The organism is Vibrio sp. THAF190c (assembly GCF_009363355.1).
Lineage (GTDB): Bacteria > Pseudomonadota > Gammaproteobacteria > Enterobacterales > Vibrionaceae > Vibrio > Vibrio fortis_A.
Genome location: NZ_CP045339.1, coordinates 385,151 through 400,450, shown reverse-complemented (window position 1 = coordinate 400,450; position 15,300 = coordinate 385,151). Strand labels below are relative to the sequence as shown.

14 protein-coding genes are annotated in these 15,300 nt (G+C 44.2%); 7 read left to right on the top strand and 7 right to left on the bottom strand.

The window, feature by feature from the left end:
- Positions 1-71: 71 nt before the first annotated feature.
- On the top strand, positions 72-1,079 hold the full coding sequence (locus FIV04_RS16835) for a succinylglutamate desuccinylase/aspartoacylase family protein (RefSeq protein ID WP_152469817.1): 1,008 nt from the start codon (positions 72-74) through the stop codon (positions 1,077-1,079).
- A gap of 225 nt (positions 1,080-1,304) precedes the next feature.
- Here the strand turns inward: FIV04_RS16835 and FIV04_RS16830 are convergent, their stop codons facing one another.
- The 5 genes from FIV04_RS16830 to FIV04_RS16810 form a co-directional block, all read right to left on the bottom strand.
- Entirely contained in the window at positions 1,305-2,024 is a 720-nt protein-coding gene (locus FIV04_RS16830; protein WP_152469816.1) for a DsbA family protein, read from the bottom strand.
- A gap of 65 nt (positions 2,025-2,089) precedes the next feature.
- Positions 2,090-2,650 carry a protein disulfide oxidoreductase gene (locus FIV04_RS16825; RefSeq protein WP_152469815.1) on the bottom strand — a complete coding sequence of 187 codons (561 nt, stop codon included), beginning with the start codon at positions 2,648-2,650 and terminating at the stop codon, positions 2,090-2,092.
- A gap of 5 nt (positions 2,651-2,655) precedes the next feature.
- A complete protein-coding gene (locus tag FIV04_RS16820) occupies positions 2,656-4,668 on the bottom strand; it encodes a protein-disulfide reductase DsbD (protein ID WP_152470653.1) in 2,013 nt (670 codons plus the stop codon).
- Positions 4,669-4,810: 142 nt separating this feature from the next.
- Positions 4,811-5,269, bottom strand: a complete 459-nt coding sequence (locus FIV04_RS16815) for a hypothetical protein (protein ID WP_152469814.1) — start codon at positions 5,267-5,269, stop codon at positions 4,811-4,813.
- A 232-nt stretch (positions 5,270-5,501) separates the two neighbouring features.
- Positions 5,502-5,750, bottom strand: a complete 249-nt coding sequence (locus FIV04_RS16810) for a hypothetical protein (RefSeq protein WP_032550422.1) — start codon at positions 5,748-5,750, stop codon at positions 5,502-5,504.
- A 232-nt stretch (positions 5,751-5,982) separates the two neighbouring features.
- On the opposite strand from FIV04_RS16810, the gene FIV04_RS16805 reads away from it, so the two are divergent.
- Positions 5,983-7,587: a mechanosensitive ion channel family protein gene (locus tag FIV04_RS16805; RefSeq protein ID WP_152469813.1), complete on the top strand. Its 1,605-nt coding sequence runs from the start codon at positions 5,983-5,985 to the stop codon at positions 7,585-7,587.
- Between the two features lie 144 nt (positions 7,588-7,731).
- Positions 7,732-8,559: a RecX family transcriptional regulator gene (locus FIV04_RS16800; RefSeq protein ID WP_152469812.1), complete on the top strand. Its 828-nt coding sequence runs from the start codon at positions 7,732-7,734 to the stop codon at positions 8,557-8,559.
- Here the strand turns inward: FIV04_RS16800 and FIV04_RS16795 are convergent.
- Complete coding sequence (locus tag FIV04_RS16795) at positions 8,549-9,343, bottom strand: response regulator transcription factor (RefSeq protein WP_152469811.1); 795 nt, start codon at positions 9,341-9,343, stop codon at positions 8,549-8,551. The genes FIV04_RS16800 and FIV04_RS16795 overlap by 11 nt on opposite strands.
- A gap of 272 nt (positions 9,344-9,615) precedes the next feature.
- Between FIV04_RS16795 and FIV04_RS16790 the strand changes: the two genes are divergently transcribed.
- The 3 genes from FIV04_RS16790 to FIV04_RS16780 all read left to right on the top strand — a co-directional run bounded on the left by FIV04_RS16790 (position 9,616) and on the right by FIV04_RS16780 (position 12,118).
- The gene (locus FIV04_RS16790) at positions 9,616-10,488 is read left to right on the top strand and encodes a DUF3187 family protein (protein ID WP_152470652.1); all 873 of its coding nucleotides are present in this window, start codon (positions 9,616-9,618) and stop codon (positions 10,486-10,488) included.
- Between the two features lie 159 nt (positions 10,489-10,647).
- Positions 10,648-11,682: a porin gene (locus FIV04_RS16785; RefSeq protein WP_032550416.1), complete on the top strand. Its 1,035-nt coding sequence runs from the start codon at positions 10,648-10,650 to the stop codon at positions 11,680-11,682.
- A gap of 130 nt (positions 11,683-11,812) precedes the next feature.
- Entirely contained in the window at positions 11,813-12,118 is a 306-nt protein-coding gene (locus FIV04_RS16780; RefSeq protein ID WP_152469810.1) for a hypothetical protein, read from the top strand.
- Between the two features lie 153 nt (positions 12,119-12,271).
- Here the strand turns inward: FIV04_RS16780 and FIV04_RS16775 are convergent, their stop codons facing one another.
- Entirely contained in the window at positions 12,272-14,119 is a 1,848-nt protein-coding gene (locus tag FIV04_RS16775; protein WP_152469809.1) for a M3 family metallopeptidase, read from the bottom strand.
- Positions 14,120-14,595: 476 nt separating this feature from the next.
- On the opposite strand from FIV04_RS16775, the gene FIV04_RS16770 reads away from it, so the two are divergent.
- On the top strand, positions 14,596-15,186 hold the full coding sequence (locus FIV04_RS16770) for a hypothetical protein (RefSeq protein ID WP_152469808.1): 591 nt from the start codon (positions 14,596-14,598) through the stop codon (positions 15,184-15,186).
- The last annotated feature ends 114 nt before the right edge of the window (positions 15,187-15,300 follow it).

The following is a 15,300-nucleotide window of genomic DNA, read 5'->3' as shown; positions in this document are numbered from 1 at the left end:
TAAGGATCGATTAGGTTATGATTCAAACTGTGGCAAACGGATTAAACTAGGCGCAGTAGCGGGGAAACCGAATGAAAACAGAGTATTTAGGAGATGTGTTACAAGGAAGACAGGTAATTACCTCTCTTAATGTTGATGATCTCCCTGTGGGCGAACATCAATTTTGGTTCCAAGTGACCAGTGATGGCCTTGGTCAACCTAAAAACATGCCAGTGTCTGTTTTCAAAGGGAGCCAAGACGGTCCGAAGTTGATGATAACCGCAGGTATTCACGGTGATGAACTGAATGGCGTGCTCGCGGCACAACAGATTATTCGAGAACTGGTTGGAAAAGAGTTGAAAGGAACGGTAACAATCGTCCCAACCGTCAACTTGCCGGGTCTGCTGAATCATAGCCGTGACTTTGTATCATCGGATCCGGGGTCTTGCCCTGCCAATTTAAATCGCCTATTTCCCGGAGATGCTCATGGTTTAGCGGCAGAGCGATTTGTCGCGTCATTATGGGAGCATCTACTTAAGCATAATGCGACGTTTGCTGTTGATCTTCATACCCAAACCCGTGGTGCAGTTTACCCTCTGTATGTATTTGCTGACTATCGCATTGAGCAATGTGTTGAAATGGCACGCCTAATGAAACCTGATTGTGTTCTGAATGATCCAGGTGATCCGGGTATTTTGGAAACGGTTTGGAACCGTAGTGGTATTCCAAGCGTTACCGTTGAAGTGGGTATGGGTAAAGTCACGCAACCAGAGATGATTCAACGCGCTGTGGATGGTGTGTTCAATATACTCAGCTACTACGACATGTTAAGTGAAAACCTTGAAGCTGCAGTCTTACCTGATATCGATTGGGTTGCAGGTGACAGTGTTGTCTCTATTCGAGCGGATATTGGTGGTTTTGTATTGCCTCAAGTCTCTATGTTGCAGCAGGTTGTTGCTGGTGACTTGTTAGCGATCCAATACGATGCGTTTGGTAACGAATGTCGTCGTTATTTGTCACCTTCGAAAGGGCATGTATTGAGCTATAACGTTGATGCTCTGAGGGAGCCAGGTGCTTTGGTTGTTCGTCTACTTTGTTAGATACGAAAAGCGCATCAAACAGAAGACAAAAAAAACCGAGCAGAGCTCGGTTAAAGGACAGTGCCATAGAGTAGGCGTGGGTGTTGAACTCTTTGTTTCAACGCCTTTAAGTTAGTCGCTGTAAGTGAAACTTATGTGGACTAATGATGACACTTTGAAACCACTTTAATTTCATTGAGATGACGAAAAATGGAAGCGTGATTCGCTTCCATTTTTTATTCTTACTTAAAACGCTTGGTCTACGACGTCTTTAAGTTTGTCATAAGGCATGTATCCCGGAAGGAACTGGCCATTGATGATCATTGTCGGTGTGCCAGTTAAGCCCAGCGCTGAAAATGTTTGGTGGTTGGTAGTGAGAACCGAATCAAGCTCTGGTGTCGACTTTAGCAGCTCTTCTGTACCTGTGCGTTTCGCCACTGCTTCTAAAGAGCGAGTAGTATGCAGTCCGCTTTTTGCTACTAGCAGGTCATGCACTTCGGTGTACACTTCTGGCTTTTGTTGCCAAACGTTCATTGCATACAGCGCAGAGTTGGTTTCGATCTTATCAAGCTTCTGTTGCTTGAACGACACGTAAACGTTGATGACTTTGAGATCTTTCTCTTCTTCTACCAGTTGTCCAAGAGCTTTCTCTAATCGTTTACAGAAAGGACAGTTGTAGTCAGTGAAGTTAATGATGATGTTCTTACTATCTGGGTTACCCATAATCGGGTGAGCCGGATTATTGTAGAGCCATTCTTGACTATCAGCTTGCGCCTTTTCTGCTTGCTCTTTACCCGCTAAATATTGTTGAAGGCTAGTATGCAGACCTGAAATGGTTTCAGGGTTCTCTTTTAAAAAGTTATTGATCTCTTCCAGTTGCTGTTCTTGTTGAGGGCTAAGTGCTGCTAGTGCAGTCGTCGAAAATAGAGCACTTAAAATCATGCCAGCCAGTAGTTGTTTCTTCATTATTGATTCTCTTTCTTGAGGCCACTCTTTTTAGTAAGAGTGGCATTGTTATTAGTTCGGTTGGTTTATGCCAAAGCAGCACGCAACCAAATACCTAGCGGTGTGGTAACACCCGTTGTAATACTTTTGATCTCTCCATCTTTAATGATGGCGATGGTCGGTGTCACGCTGATCGCCCAGTCACGGCCAATTTGTCCACTGGTGTCGTTGAGTACATCGAAGTTGTAGTCCTTAGCTTGCAAGTAACGGGACACTCGCTCATCGGGACCAGAAGAGAGAGAGACAGAGACGACATTGTGAGATTTGGCTAACCAATCGACACTCGGACTGACAAATTTACAAGCTCCACACCAGGTCGCCCAAAAATAGACGATCACGGGCTCGCCTTGTTTACTCAACTCTATCAAGTCGATCTCTTCTCCTTGAATCGAAGTACCGACCATAGGGATAGCGTTACCTTGAGGCATTGACTGTGAGCGATAGAAGTCCATTGCCGCGGAGATTACTCCGACAATCAATAGAATCGAAAGCAGCTCTTTGGACCAACGCTTGATGTGTTGACCTAGACTCTTCTGCTCATTATTTTCGGTTTGATCATCCTGCTCGGACTGGTTTGATTTAGTCATGATGATTACCTCGCAGTGTTAATTGCTTGAACCACGGTATCGCCATCCAAAATAACTGGCAGTGGTATGCCTGTTGGAACCTTCGGTCCATATACAATATTGAATGGAACGCCGTAACGACCATTGCTTTGTAAATATCCTGTCACGCTTTCACTTGGTGTGGTCCAGTCGCCTTTCATCAATACCATGTCTTGTTGCTGTAGGTGAGAGTAGACAGGGTCTTGTAAGATCACGCCGACTTTATTGGCCTTACAGGTGATACACCAATCTGCTGTGACATCAACAAACACGGTTTTCCCTTGAGCGACTAACGCTGGAATCTGTTTAGCATCAAGTGGTTGCCACGGAAGATCGTCAACGATAGGCGTTCTCCAGTGTTCAGCCGTCATGCTGCCTGCAATCAAACCGACACCGGACAGTACTGTTGTGATCGCTAATAAAGGCACCATTACTTTGCGTCCGAGCTTCACTCCCACCCAGATCAACACCGCGATGAAAATAGTCGCGCAGAGCACAATGGTCGGAAACAGCCCGATAAATGGTTTGAGCAGGCTTGCCAACCAAAGGCTGGTAATGAACATCATTAAGCCAAACAGAAGTTTGACGTGATTCATCCAGTTGCCCGGTTTTGGTAGCAGTCTGGTTAGGCTTGGGAAAAGCGCGAACAGTAGCCATGGGGAACTCATACCCAAACCTAAAGCCAAGAAGATAGCCCATAGTTCAACGTAGCTTGCTCCAAGGGCATAAGCGACGGCAGTTCCTAAAAACGGCGCACTACAAGGTGTTGCTAACAAGGTCGCAAACATGCCTTGCACGAAATGACCCGAGTGCGAGTTATCCCCTTGAGTTGCCATCCAAGTGTTCATGCGTGACGGCAGTCTGAATTCGAATAGGCCAAGTAAGTTGAGTGAGAACAGCAACGTGATAATCAACATTAAGGCGATGAACCATACACTCTGAAATTGAATACCCCAACCAACGGCGTTGCCGCCGAGCTTAAGTAACGTCATTCCAGTGGCCAGAATCGCGAATGAAGTGATAACTCCTGAAGCCGATGCGACAAAGGACAGTCGGATGTGCTTATTTGACGCACCTTGATTTTGGATAATGCTGTTGAGTTTCATGCCAAGTACGGGCAGAACACAAGGCATAATGTTTAGAATGAAACCACCAACCAGCGCGAATCCAACCATGACCCAGAAGCCTTGTGTCGTATTCTCATACACAATAGGCTGGGTGCCGACACTAGCAGACAGCTCTTCAGCAAAGCTAGTATCTGAAACGGTTACGTTAACTACGCGCTCAGTCAGGTCAACTTCGCCTAGCCAGTTAGAAACATCAAACACCGCGGTTAGAGTGTTGTCTGTTATGTGCAAAGCAGGTTGAGCGAAGAAATCATCAATGACAGACTCACCGTCAATCAAGACTTGTGGCTTATCCCAAGCTTGATCGTTATCGAGTTGAACAACTAGTTGCTGATTGGCTTTGTCCCAGAAAAGTTGTTCGTTAGATACGTGATAAGCAGATTTAGGTGCACGGCTCATGCCTTGGTTAAACAAGAACATGGCCTGTTCATCAAGTGCTAATGATTGGCCATCTATTGGCAACTCGATCGCATAGTCGTGAAGCACACAAATGGTCGTGCACGATGGGAACGTCAGGTTGGCACGAAACAGCGCGGGTAGATTCGGATCTTTTAGCGTCAGTGTTACAGGGAAGCTGATGTGTTTTTTGTATCCGAGCGTCATCACGCCCAATTGTTCGTAATATTTCGGAATCGGCCAATGCCATTCGACAGATTCAATGTTGCTGGATTCTGACCAGTCCCAACTAGGCGGAATACCACCCTCACCAGGACTACGCCAATAGGTTTTCCAGTCTCCAGACAGCTCGACATCGAGGACGGTTTGAATGATTTTTCCGTCATTAGATTGTTCGCCTGTCGACATCATCCGCATTTTTACGGGTGGATGCTCAGGCGCGCTGATCCAGCCTGTGCTTTGAGCAGAAGCTAGCATTGGCAACAGTATTAACAACGTAGCCAGAAATTTTACGCATGTGCGAGTGATGGTTGCTAAACGCGCAGCAACTCTATTGGTTCGTGTGTTGTACACAAATGTATCTCCAAAAAGTAAATAAAAAGGGTGAGAAGCCCTTTATCTACTCTCTAAATATACAGTGCTCTAGATGAATGCGGTGCTTTACTGTTCTTGCTGCTCGATCATGATTCGCAGGGATTCGAGATGATCTTGGTGCGCTAACGAGTGCAATAACAAGTAAGAAAGTGAGAGGGAGAATCCAACCAGTCAGTGGCGCTGAAAAAGACGGTAAGTTTTTGGAAAGGCTACAACTACTCTTATCAGGAGAAGTTAAAGGTTGAGAAGCCTCAGGTCCAAATACATTGTTGAACAGCGACTGCATCTCTGAGGTTGATTCAACAGACGATGCAACTTGAGCTGAATTAGCCATTGAAAGTACAGGCTTCGAGAGTGATTTACCTTGAGATATACCAAACGCCAAGCAAGTCATGATGACTAACCCGGTTAGCATTAAAGCCCAAATTGAGCGCTGCTGGGTTTGGTGATAGTTAGGTAAAACAGACAGTGTAGAATCCTGCACATTATAAAATTGAGTGAACTAGGGTAGTGAATAAATGATTGGTCGACAAGTCATAATCGCGTTAAAGCCAACAACAAATGTAACAAGTTGAATGGGGAGGCTGATATTTAGGACAAAACAATCGTTAATGAAGAACGGACTTAACGGAAAAGTGATACAAAAAAGCCAACCTTTTGGCTGGCTTTAAACGATTTATTTCGTGAGTACGGCTAACTTAGCGAATGAGGCTAATTTAGTGAGTACGACGTGGGCCGTTGCGCACTAGGTCTTTACCCGTTTCGTACACTTCATCAGTGATCCAGCGAGCAAGAAGAACTTGGTGGCTGCTGTTGAATACCGCTACGAAGTGACGACCGTCGGAGTTGTTGGTTGCCATACCTACGCCTTCAACACCTTCTAGGCCTAGACCGCCAGATTCTACGTCGATCAGAAACTTCTCTAGCTCTTCTAAAGAATCAATAATTTCAAGTTCGTTGTTCATCTTTATTACTCGTTCTTTTACTGTTTAGCGACTTCTATTATAGCTTGTCATAGAGTTGCGTTTTTTTGTTGGGCGCTACTCTACAGGTCATCCGCGCAGATTGAAACTCTCAAATTTTTGAACTCTCTAGTAATTCTGAGTGAGAGCTGAATTAATTTCATTTAAATAATTGTTATCCATATTCTTTTTACTACTCTTTAAAGTGGTTTTCGGTCTTTATTAGAGGTTAAGGATGATGAATTTTTGGCGATATCTACTGTTGATGTTGGCTCTGGTAACGTCTGTGAGTTTTGCAGAGAGCATCGAGAAAATATCAGAAACTCAAGATCAGTTAATGGTGGAATTAGCGGAGCTGCAATCCGCTCATGAGGCTGAAAAGCCTTTTCTAGAAGATATTTTGAGGCGTAAGAATCAAGCATTGCGTGATGAGCTTTTCACTCAGCTCTCTTCCGACAATAAACAGCTGGTGGACAAAGTCCTAGGGCAGCAAGTGACGATGCTGGAGCTGCTGCTCGAAATGAATGAAGTTAAAATCGTAACTCTGAGTAAGGAGAATCGGACCACAGAGGGCGAGGCGAAGAAGAGCATTGAATTACGTGTTCAGAAACGCATTGGCATGATGGATGATTATTATCGTCAATTAGCTAAAACGCTGACTTGGTCGAGCGATCGTGGAATCGATGTTGCAGCGTCGAAAGAGAAACTAAAAAAGGCGCTCGTTGTCCGGTCCGAATATTTAACCAACGCTATTTTGTACACAGATACACAACGTCAAGATTTAGAGAAACGTCTCGCTTTTGTCGGAGAGGAAGAAAAGGCTACCATTAACAGCGAGCTAGAGCGTTTTAGTGAACGCACCAGTGTTATGGTTGCCAGCTTAGAAGAAACCATCTCACTTATGGAGCCTTATGGGGTTGACGTTACATCATTCAAGCGAGTGTTATTGGCAACCACAGGCGATATTAATGCGGACGTTTTGGAGTGGAACGTCGCTCGTGAACTGTTAGAAGGTTGGGTAAGAAACTTTGGTTCATGGGCGTTTGAGAATACTCCATCGTTTGTGGTGAAGCTTGCGCTGTTCTTGGGGATTCTTTACGCGACGAGTTTACTTGCCAAGTTAGCTAGAAAAACAGTGAGGAAGAGCGTCTCTCACTCGAAGATGGACTTCAGTGTCTTGATGCAAGACTTCTTTGTCTCGATCGCGTCTAAGGCAGTCGTTTTCATCGGCTTGCTGATTGCACTATCCCAGATTGGAATCGAGCTTGCGCCACTGCTCACTGGTTTTGGTGTAGCAGGTGTGATCATCGGTTTCGCGTTGCAGGATACGCTCTCTAATTTCGCTTCTGGTTTGATGATTCTCATTTACCGTCCTTATGACGTTGGCGATATGGTTAAAGTGGCGGGAGTGCAAGGCACAGTAAAAGACATGAGTTTGGTGTCGACCACGGTGCAGACCATTGATAACCAGCGTTTAGTGATTCCAAATAACAAAATTTGGGGCGATGTGATTAACAACATTACAGCGGAGCGCGTGCGTCGTGTAGATATGGTCTTCGGTATTGGCTATTCCGATGATATCGACAAAGCGAAATCGGTATTGAATGACATCATCGTTAATCATCCTAAAGTGCTGAAAAAGCCAGAGCATATGATCAAGCTGCACACACTCAATACCTCTTCAGTGGACTTTGTGGTTAGACCTTGGGTGAAAACCGACGATTACTGGGATGTGTATTGGGATGTGACAGAAACCGTTAAGAAACGATTCGACGAGGAAGGCATTACTATTCCATTCCCTCAACGCGATGTACACATTTACAATCACGAGCAAAACTAAATAGAGTTGCGGCAAAATGGACTGATTAATAGACGCCTAAGTAGGCGTCTATTTTTTTAGCGTGTAAGTGGTACGCGATAACTGACTGTTAAGCCGAATAATTCGGTATGATAGCCACAGACTGAACTAGTAAAGAACGACGACATGGACAATTCAGAGCAAAAACCTCGAATCAGAAAAGCGACACGTATTGAGAGTGTTATGAACTCTGCGATGTGGCATCTTACTCAGAGAGACATGACAGAACATGAGCTTGTCTCAAAGTTGAAGGTTAAAACAGACAACCAAGAGTGGATCGACGAAGTGCTTCAAAGGCTGCGTGACTTTGGGTATCTAAAATCAAACCAAGACTTCGCTGAGCAGTTTGTTGAGCAGTCGTTTTTTGGCGAGTTCGGTTCCGCGTATATAGTTGAGAAGCTTAAGAAGAAAGGCCTGAAAGACTCTGATATCTACGATGCGATCCATAAGGTTAAAAGTGATAAGAATATTGACGAACAATCGCTTCTCAATGACCGAGTTAACAACTACTACAATGACTTCAATATGAGTCGTGAGAAGTTGGTTTCTACCTTACAGAAGCGTGGATTTAGCTATCAACAAGTTAAGATCGCTATCGATCAGCATCCGAGTAGCTCAAACCTGAAAACCAACATTCAGATAAAGGCGGAAAAAGCTGATTTGGAAAAGGAGGTCTTGAAATACGCTCGAAAAGGCAAAGGTCTCACAGCGATCAAGCAAGAGCTAAAACAGCGACAAATAGATACCAGCGGCATCACTGAACTTGTCGACAGGTTGATCAATGAGGAGCAATTAGATTTCTATTCAAGCTGTTTAGAGCAACTGCAAAAAAAATCTTATGATGTGAGTGATCATAAAGAGCGAGCAAAGGCCTATGCCATGCTCACTCGTAAAGGTTTTTCTTCTGATGAGATTAAGTTTGCTCTCGCCGAGGTTGAAGGCTCTAACGAATAGCGTTGGAGTTTTCAGCAATCCCAAGTCCGTTTCTCAGTGCGAACTGAGTCAACTCAATATGGTTATCTAGCCCAAGTAGCCCGAGCATTCGGTACTTATGTGACTCAATGGTTCTTGGGCTCAGGTGAAGCTTTTCTGCGCACTCTCTTGCGCTATTGCCTTGGGCAATCAACGCCAGTACTCGAGATTGTTTCTTTGATAACAGCAACAGCTTATCACTGTCGTCTTGAAGGCAGGTTTCGCTTTGTTTCAGTGAGCGCGCTAGCGTTGAGTGTTGCCAGTAACAGAGCCAAATTTCACATATCAACTTAAGGCGTTGAATATCCTCTTTCGCAAGCTGTCTTGATGGATCGTGAAAATTGCTAAACGACAGTGCTCCCCAGCGCTGGCCAAACAATTGTAGCGGGATAATGCAGTGCCATCTTCCCCCTTCTCGGTAGAGCTGCTGCAACACAAAATTGTCGCTGTTTTGCATTTCATACTCGTTGAAAGTCAGGTACGTCTTTGAAGTTTTCAGTAGCTTTAGGTAATCAAGATGATTCCCACCAACAAATAGAATCTTATTGATTTGAGGGATATGTTTTTTGGATACCGAGCAAGTCTTCCCCTCTTCAAGACAGACCATCGAGTTTGGAAATAGCGTTAACCTGTCGATATCAAACCAATCGAGAACATCAAACCCCGCTTCAGACCAGGCTTGATTGAAGTTAGTAGGGTCGCAGTTGATCAGGGCTGATGACTGCTCCATGACAAGTTGTTCGAAGCTCTTTTTGATTGTGTCCATGTGTCTACCGGGTGTTACTGTAACGATTAAATGGGTAAAAATTAGTGATTATGTACACTGTTCAATTGCGAATTTATAACATGTAATGATAGATAAGAAAACTGGATGACTGCAAAGCAGTAGATGTACTGCATAAATTATTGGTGAAATTTACGACAATTCATCGGTTTTTATTATAGTCAGTAATCGTCATGAAGCCCCTAAACCCCATTATTTTATTAACTGCTCTTTCTCCCACTTTGTTCTTATCTTTTGATGCAGTTTCTTCCCCGATGTTCGTCTACGCTCAGTCTCCCATTCACTCGAATGTGTTGTCGACGCAACTTAGGAGTGCCGAGCCAAATAGGGCAGGGACGTTTGAGTTCAAGTCTTCCTATACACAAGCAAGTGTTTGGGCTCACACCAGTGACTATGCTTTGGATTATTATCAAAACCAGACTCATCTAGCGCTGCAGTGGCAGGCATCTCCTGTATGGAAAACAGAGTTGGAGTATCGCAAAGTAACGGCAGTAGATAATGGTCTAGACAGCTTTGTGATGGGTTTTCATGACCTATTTGGCATTGGGCAAAATGGTCGCGACCAAGTCGATAACGACCAGTTCACCATGGATTTTCATAAGGCGGGTATATCGATATCGGACTTTGAAGGAGATGACCTGACCAACGCCGTGACTTGGTACAACGAGTTGCTGCTGTATGCACAAGGCCCAAGTTCACTGTCTGTAGGTGGTTCACTTTTCTACAACAAGGTGAAAGATGGCGAATTCGCACGTTCAAGCTTCGAACAAGGAGTACAGGCCAATTACAGCTTTATGACCCCGCAGCATCGAGTTTTTTCAACCTTGGGTTTAGTCCATCGTAACGGCGACAAATACGTAACTGAGCTTGAAAACTTCAGCTTTAGTTGGGCTGTCGGATACGAATACATGTTCAATTTACGCCACAGTGTTGTTCTTGAGTCATTGAACTATCATGGTTGGGCGACCAACGATCCTGACTTTTCTGAACCTTCGAATGAAGTGGTGCTTGGCTATCGCTACCGCTTGCAACCAGTCATGATTGAAGCGTTGATGACTGAAAACATCCGTAACATGGATAACAGCACGGACATCGCTTTCACCTTGAGCTTTAGAATTCAAATATAACCTGAGTTGTATATATAGAGTTCAAATAAAATTCAGGGGAATTATGAAATGCCGTAAATCTACGGTACCTCATGAAACGAAATTTAATAAGAATGGCGCCACACCAAAAGTCTTGCTGATAAAAGACTTAACAAACACAACATATAGGTAGTGGTCACCATGAAAAAAACTCTAATTGCACTTGCGATTGCAAGCATCTCTAGCTCTGCGTTCGCTGTAAACACAAGCAGCCAAAATAGCCAAAACGAAGAAATGTTCGCGTTTAATCCAATGCACAAAGATCAGTTCTCTGTGTCTGGTTCTTTCGGTGTTGGTGGTTACTACGATACAGGTTCAAAAGCATTTTACGATGATTGGGCGACAGGTCTAACACTGGCTCTTAATTACCGTAATAACCGCGTTGTTGCTTACGTAGAAACAGACCTAATGCTTAACTACACGACAGACAACAACGTTGCAGATGCTGACGCAGCAACTTCTGGTTGGGTTAACGGCATCGATACTGGTCCTGCAACGCACGTGGATAAAGCTTGGATCGGTTTTGACACTGGTTACGGCATCGCGTCTTTCGGTTGGGAGAACGATACAGCTCTAGATAAAGTTGACGGCGCTGGCGACACAACTTACGAGTTCGGTGCTTCTGCAGGTGATGCATCAGATGCGTTCAACGTAGTTAAGTTCCAAGGTGCAACCAACGGCTTTGCTTACGGTATCTCTTACTTCGAAACTGACGATGACCACAACGACGCTGACAAAGGCGTTAACGGTTACATCGGTCTTGAGCAAGAAGTATTCAGCGTATACGCGGGTTACGAAACTCGTGATGATGAGAAAGACTATGAGGTTTACTCTCTATCTGGAAACATGAAGCTAGGCTCAATGACTCTAGGTCTGAACTCTTGGATCGACCAAAACGATGAAATGAAGAACACAGGCTTCTACTTCTCTGGTGGCTACACGCTGTCTGAAGACCTAACTATTGCTGCAGGTTACGCGTTCAACACCAACGAAGAAGACAATGCATCTGACATCGACTCTTCTTACATCAACGTTGCTGCAATGTACCGTATCTCTGCAAACGCTGACATGGGTATCGATATCAAACAAGACCTAGAAGGTGCTCGTATCGGTAACTCAAGCCTTCAATACGATGAAGAGACTCACGTATTTGCAGCGGCTTACTACTACTTCTAATAGCCATATATGGAGGGGGCATGCCCGGTCTCCCTCTGATTATGTGTCTTAATGATATATCCACTGTTTAATTTAAATGCCACTTCGTCATGAAGTGGCTTTTTGCGTATTTATTTTTCTGAGAACTATTATGATTAAAAGCATAACAGCGCAGGGGGTGATTTATGGTAACCCTACACTGTTTACGTGCAAACCCAACCGTGAAGGCAAATATGAACTGGCTCGTAAGGTAGGTCGAGAGCCTGGAACGCGCCCTCAAGACTTACAAAACAAAGTGTATGTTGATACGTTGGAAGAGGCTTTGAAGCTTCTCAAAACCCATCACTACTACATTGTGTTATCAGGGAAAGTTTTTGGTATTCATCGTAAATCGTTACGAAGCATCGATTCTGTCGACATTGTTTGTCATGGTACTGAAACTACCACATCGGTCTAGTTCGAATTTTAAGTGAGCTTAGCAAGACCAAAGCCTTTTAGCTGTCACCCATTACGGTAGTGCTTGGTTTACTTGAGTTATTAAAAAGCCGCTCAAATCACAATGATGAGAGCGGCTGTTGTTTGTGCGGTCTAGCTTAGATTGATTGGATCGCTAAGCGTGGTATTTCTCTGCGATATAACCTTCAAATGCAGTAAGCATAGCTTCATCTGATTGTTGGTTGTTGGCGATCTCAAAGGCGCCATCAACAATGCTGATCTTCGCATTCAAGCTACTTGCGTGTGCTCTTTCTCTTCTTGCGAATGCCGCTATCTTCTCTTGCTCAATCTCCCAAGCTTGCTCAACCGTTAGGTTACAGGCATCAGCTAAATACTTAGCATTAAAACCTTCCCCAGTTAGACGCTCAATGGTGGTGTTGTGGTTAACACTATTACCAGCGTGCCAGTAATGTTCTGCCAATAGAGGCCCAATTTCCGGGTTATCGGTTAAGTAACCAAACTTGTTCGTAAAGTACGCTCGTGTTTGGTATACCGCCATATGTGCCAGCAGGTAACCTTGGTAGGCACAAGCAGCTTCATCAGAAAGTAGGTGTGGAATTGCCATCAATGGACGTGGGCTTGACTCTAACCCTAAGATTTCTAACTCAGTACGACGAGCAAGCTGAGTAATGTTTTCTGGCGTTAGCTCGTTATCATTAAGCTGATATAAGGCACGCTCGAAGTACGGAACAACCAGAATACAACGCTCTTGATACGCCTTGAACGGTTGTTTGCTGTCGATCATCGCTTTGATCAGTGAATCAGGTACGGCCTCGCCTTTGTCGTTTAATGCGTACTGTTTTAACCAGTCAGCATCATCAAGCAAGCTATCACAGAACATAGATTGTGTTTCTGCATAAGCCATCGACGTTGGTGAAAACTCCTGTGAGAAGCAAGGCGCGTTCATCTTCACGTTGGCAAAGTGCGCGGCATGACCACCTTCATGGAAGAGGGTGTTGATACCATCAAAGCCGCTGCCAATTTGATCTGGCTTTGCGTTACTCGTGAAATTGACTTGCGCAGGAACCCATTGGTTTTGGTCGTAAAATGATGGTGTTGGCCCATGGCAGAAACCATTCGGGTATTTGCCTTTACGATCGAGCAGGTCGAGTTTGAGTGTGGCTTGTGAGTACTCAATATTCAGACGACCAAACGACTCTACCCAGCGACGCAGAGATTTTGAAAACGGCACGTAAGGATCGAGTTCGTTCATCACATCGCCAGCAAAAGAGTAGGTGAAGTTGTGACCTAGTAATGCTGACTCGCCTTTCTCTTTCGCTAGGTTAGCCAGACTCTTTAAATGGCTGTCTCGGGTGCGAACTTCAAAGTCATCTAAGATTGAAAATAGCTCTTCCGAAGTCATCTGCTCGGTTTTCACCACTGAATAATCGAAGTAGTTTTTGTAACCGAGTGCACGTGCGAAAGCATTTCTCTGTTTGATGAGCTCAATGAAGCCGTTGCCGAGTAGCCACTGCTCAAGATCAAGCAGTGATTGGTGAGCAGAACGACGCACAGCCTCACTGCCGCTGTTTCGAATCGCAGAACCCAACACTGGAAGCGAGCCTTCGACTTGCTCACCTTCTTCGTTGGTGTAGGTCATGGTGTGATTCTGTTTTTTCTCAAACAGTTCAGCTTCGAATGCAATTAGCTCTGCTTTGAGCTTTTGTGCCTCGTCACCTTCTATGGCATGAGCTTTGAACGTGGCTAACCAACCTTGAAGACCCGTTGTTGTCGCGACTCTCTCTTCGTTATCTTGAATTAGATTCACGTTATGCAACTGTGCGTCAACTTCAGCAATTTTGTCTGCATTACTAAGAAATTGAGTCCATGCCGTTTGAGCTTGCGTCGACCCATCATGATCGTCGCTGATCCCCATATAGGTATCCCAAAAGAAAGCTTCTTTCTCTTGGTGAATAACGAGGTACTCTTTGTTGAGTTGGTTGAGGTATTGAGTTGGGTTCATGTCATTCCCTTAATTGATATCCTGTTTGTGTGGCTATCTATCAATGTCACTGGCCTTTAATAATGTATTTGTCGACGTCGCGATCTGTTGATTTAATTCATTACAGATGGAGATGATTCATTAAAGTCATTGATATCTAGAAGGTTATTCCTAGGCCGCAATGGTGCAAATCATACTTGAACGAGTTGCTCTGCACAGTGACGTCTATTCCTAAATGGTTATTTATTTACTCAATATAAGGCGATTATGGGTTCATTTTATGTATGTTAAGCCGATAAATGCGTGTTGAAATGTAATATATAGAATGATATTCTATTTGTGTAATGGTTCTCAACGTGATGGATTACGTTATTTAAGCAAAGTGAATTTCTGTAGCGGGCGTGTATGCTCGCTTTTTTTTGCTTTCCACTCAGAGAGTCGTACTTATTTAACCCGCGCGAACGTATAATTGGGGAATCTCAGATAAGGATTGCTCGATGAAATTCTCTTCAACTCTTTGCCTCTCTTTTGCTCTTCTATTCAGTCATGCAACACGTGCCAGTGAGTCTTGGTGGTTTCGTACTGTGTTTAATAGTGATTTAAGTGCTCCTGATACTGCCAGCCTAATGCATGATGCTGAGCTGTTTGATTGTGGCGAAGAAGAGGGGACTTTGTTGTGCAGTGATGAGACAAACTACTATGATCTAAAAGTGTTTGTTGAACTCGAGTTGATGGAAGGAAAAGTATCTTCAACCAGACTCTCTTTACCCAATTCTAAGTTGAATGATACCAAGGCCCAGCTCTACTTGCGTAAAGATGGCTTACAACTTAAGTCTGCGACCATCAATGGCGTTACCTTCGATGTGTTGAAGGAACTTGAGCTGGCCGATGAGCAAGGAAATAGCCCACAAAGTGTTGACCAAGCATTGGTGACTTTTCTTAACACGACGCCTTCATCGAGCTCTACCTTGGACAGCAATAAATCCTTGGTTTGGCATTGGCCAGACAATGAAGCAGCTTTGGTGATGATGCGCCATCAAGATCAAGAGATCATCATCGAACTCACGAGAGACATGGTTAACCAATAAACAGCCTTTGTCTTTTATGACGATGTTTTTGTAACAAGTTCACATTTTTATAGTGGGGCGTATCGACGAAGGCTTTATTAATTTGAGGCTATAATTAAATAAGCATAGGATACG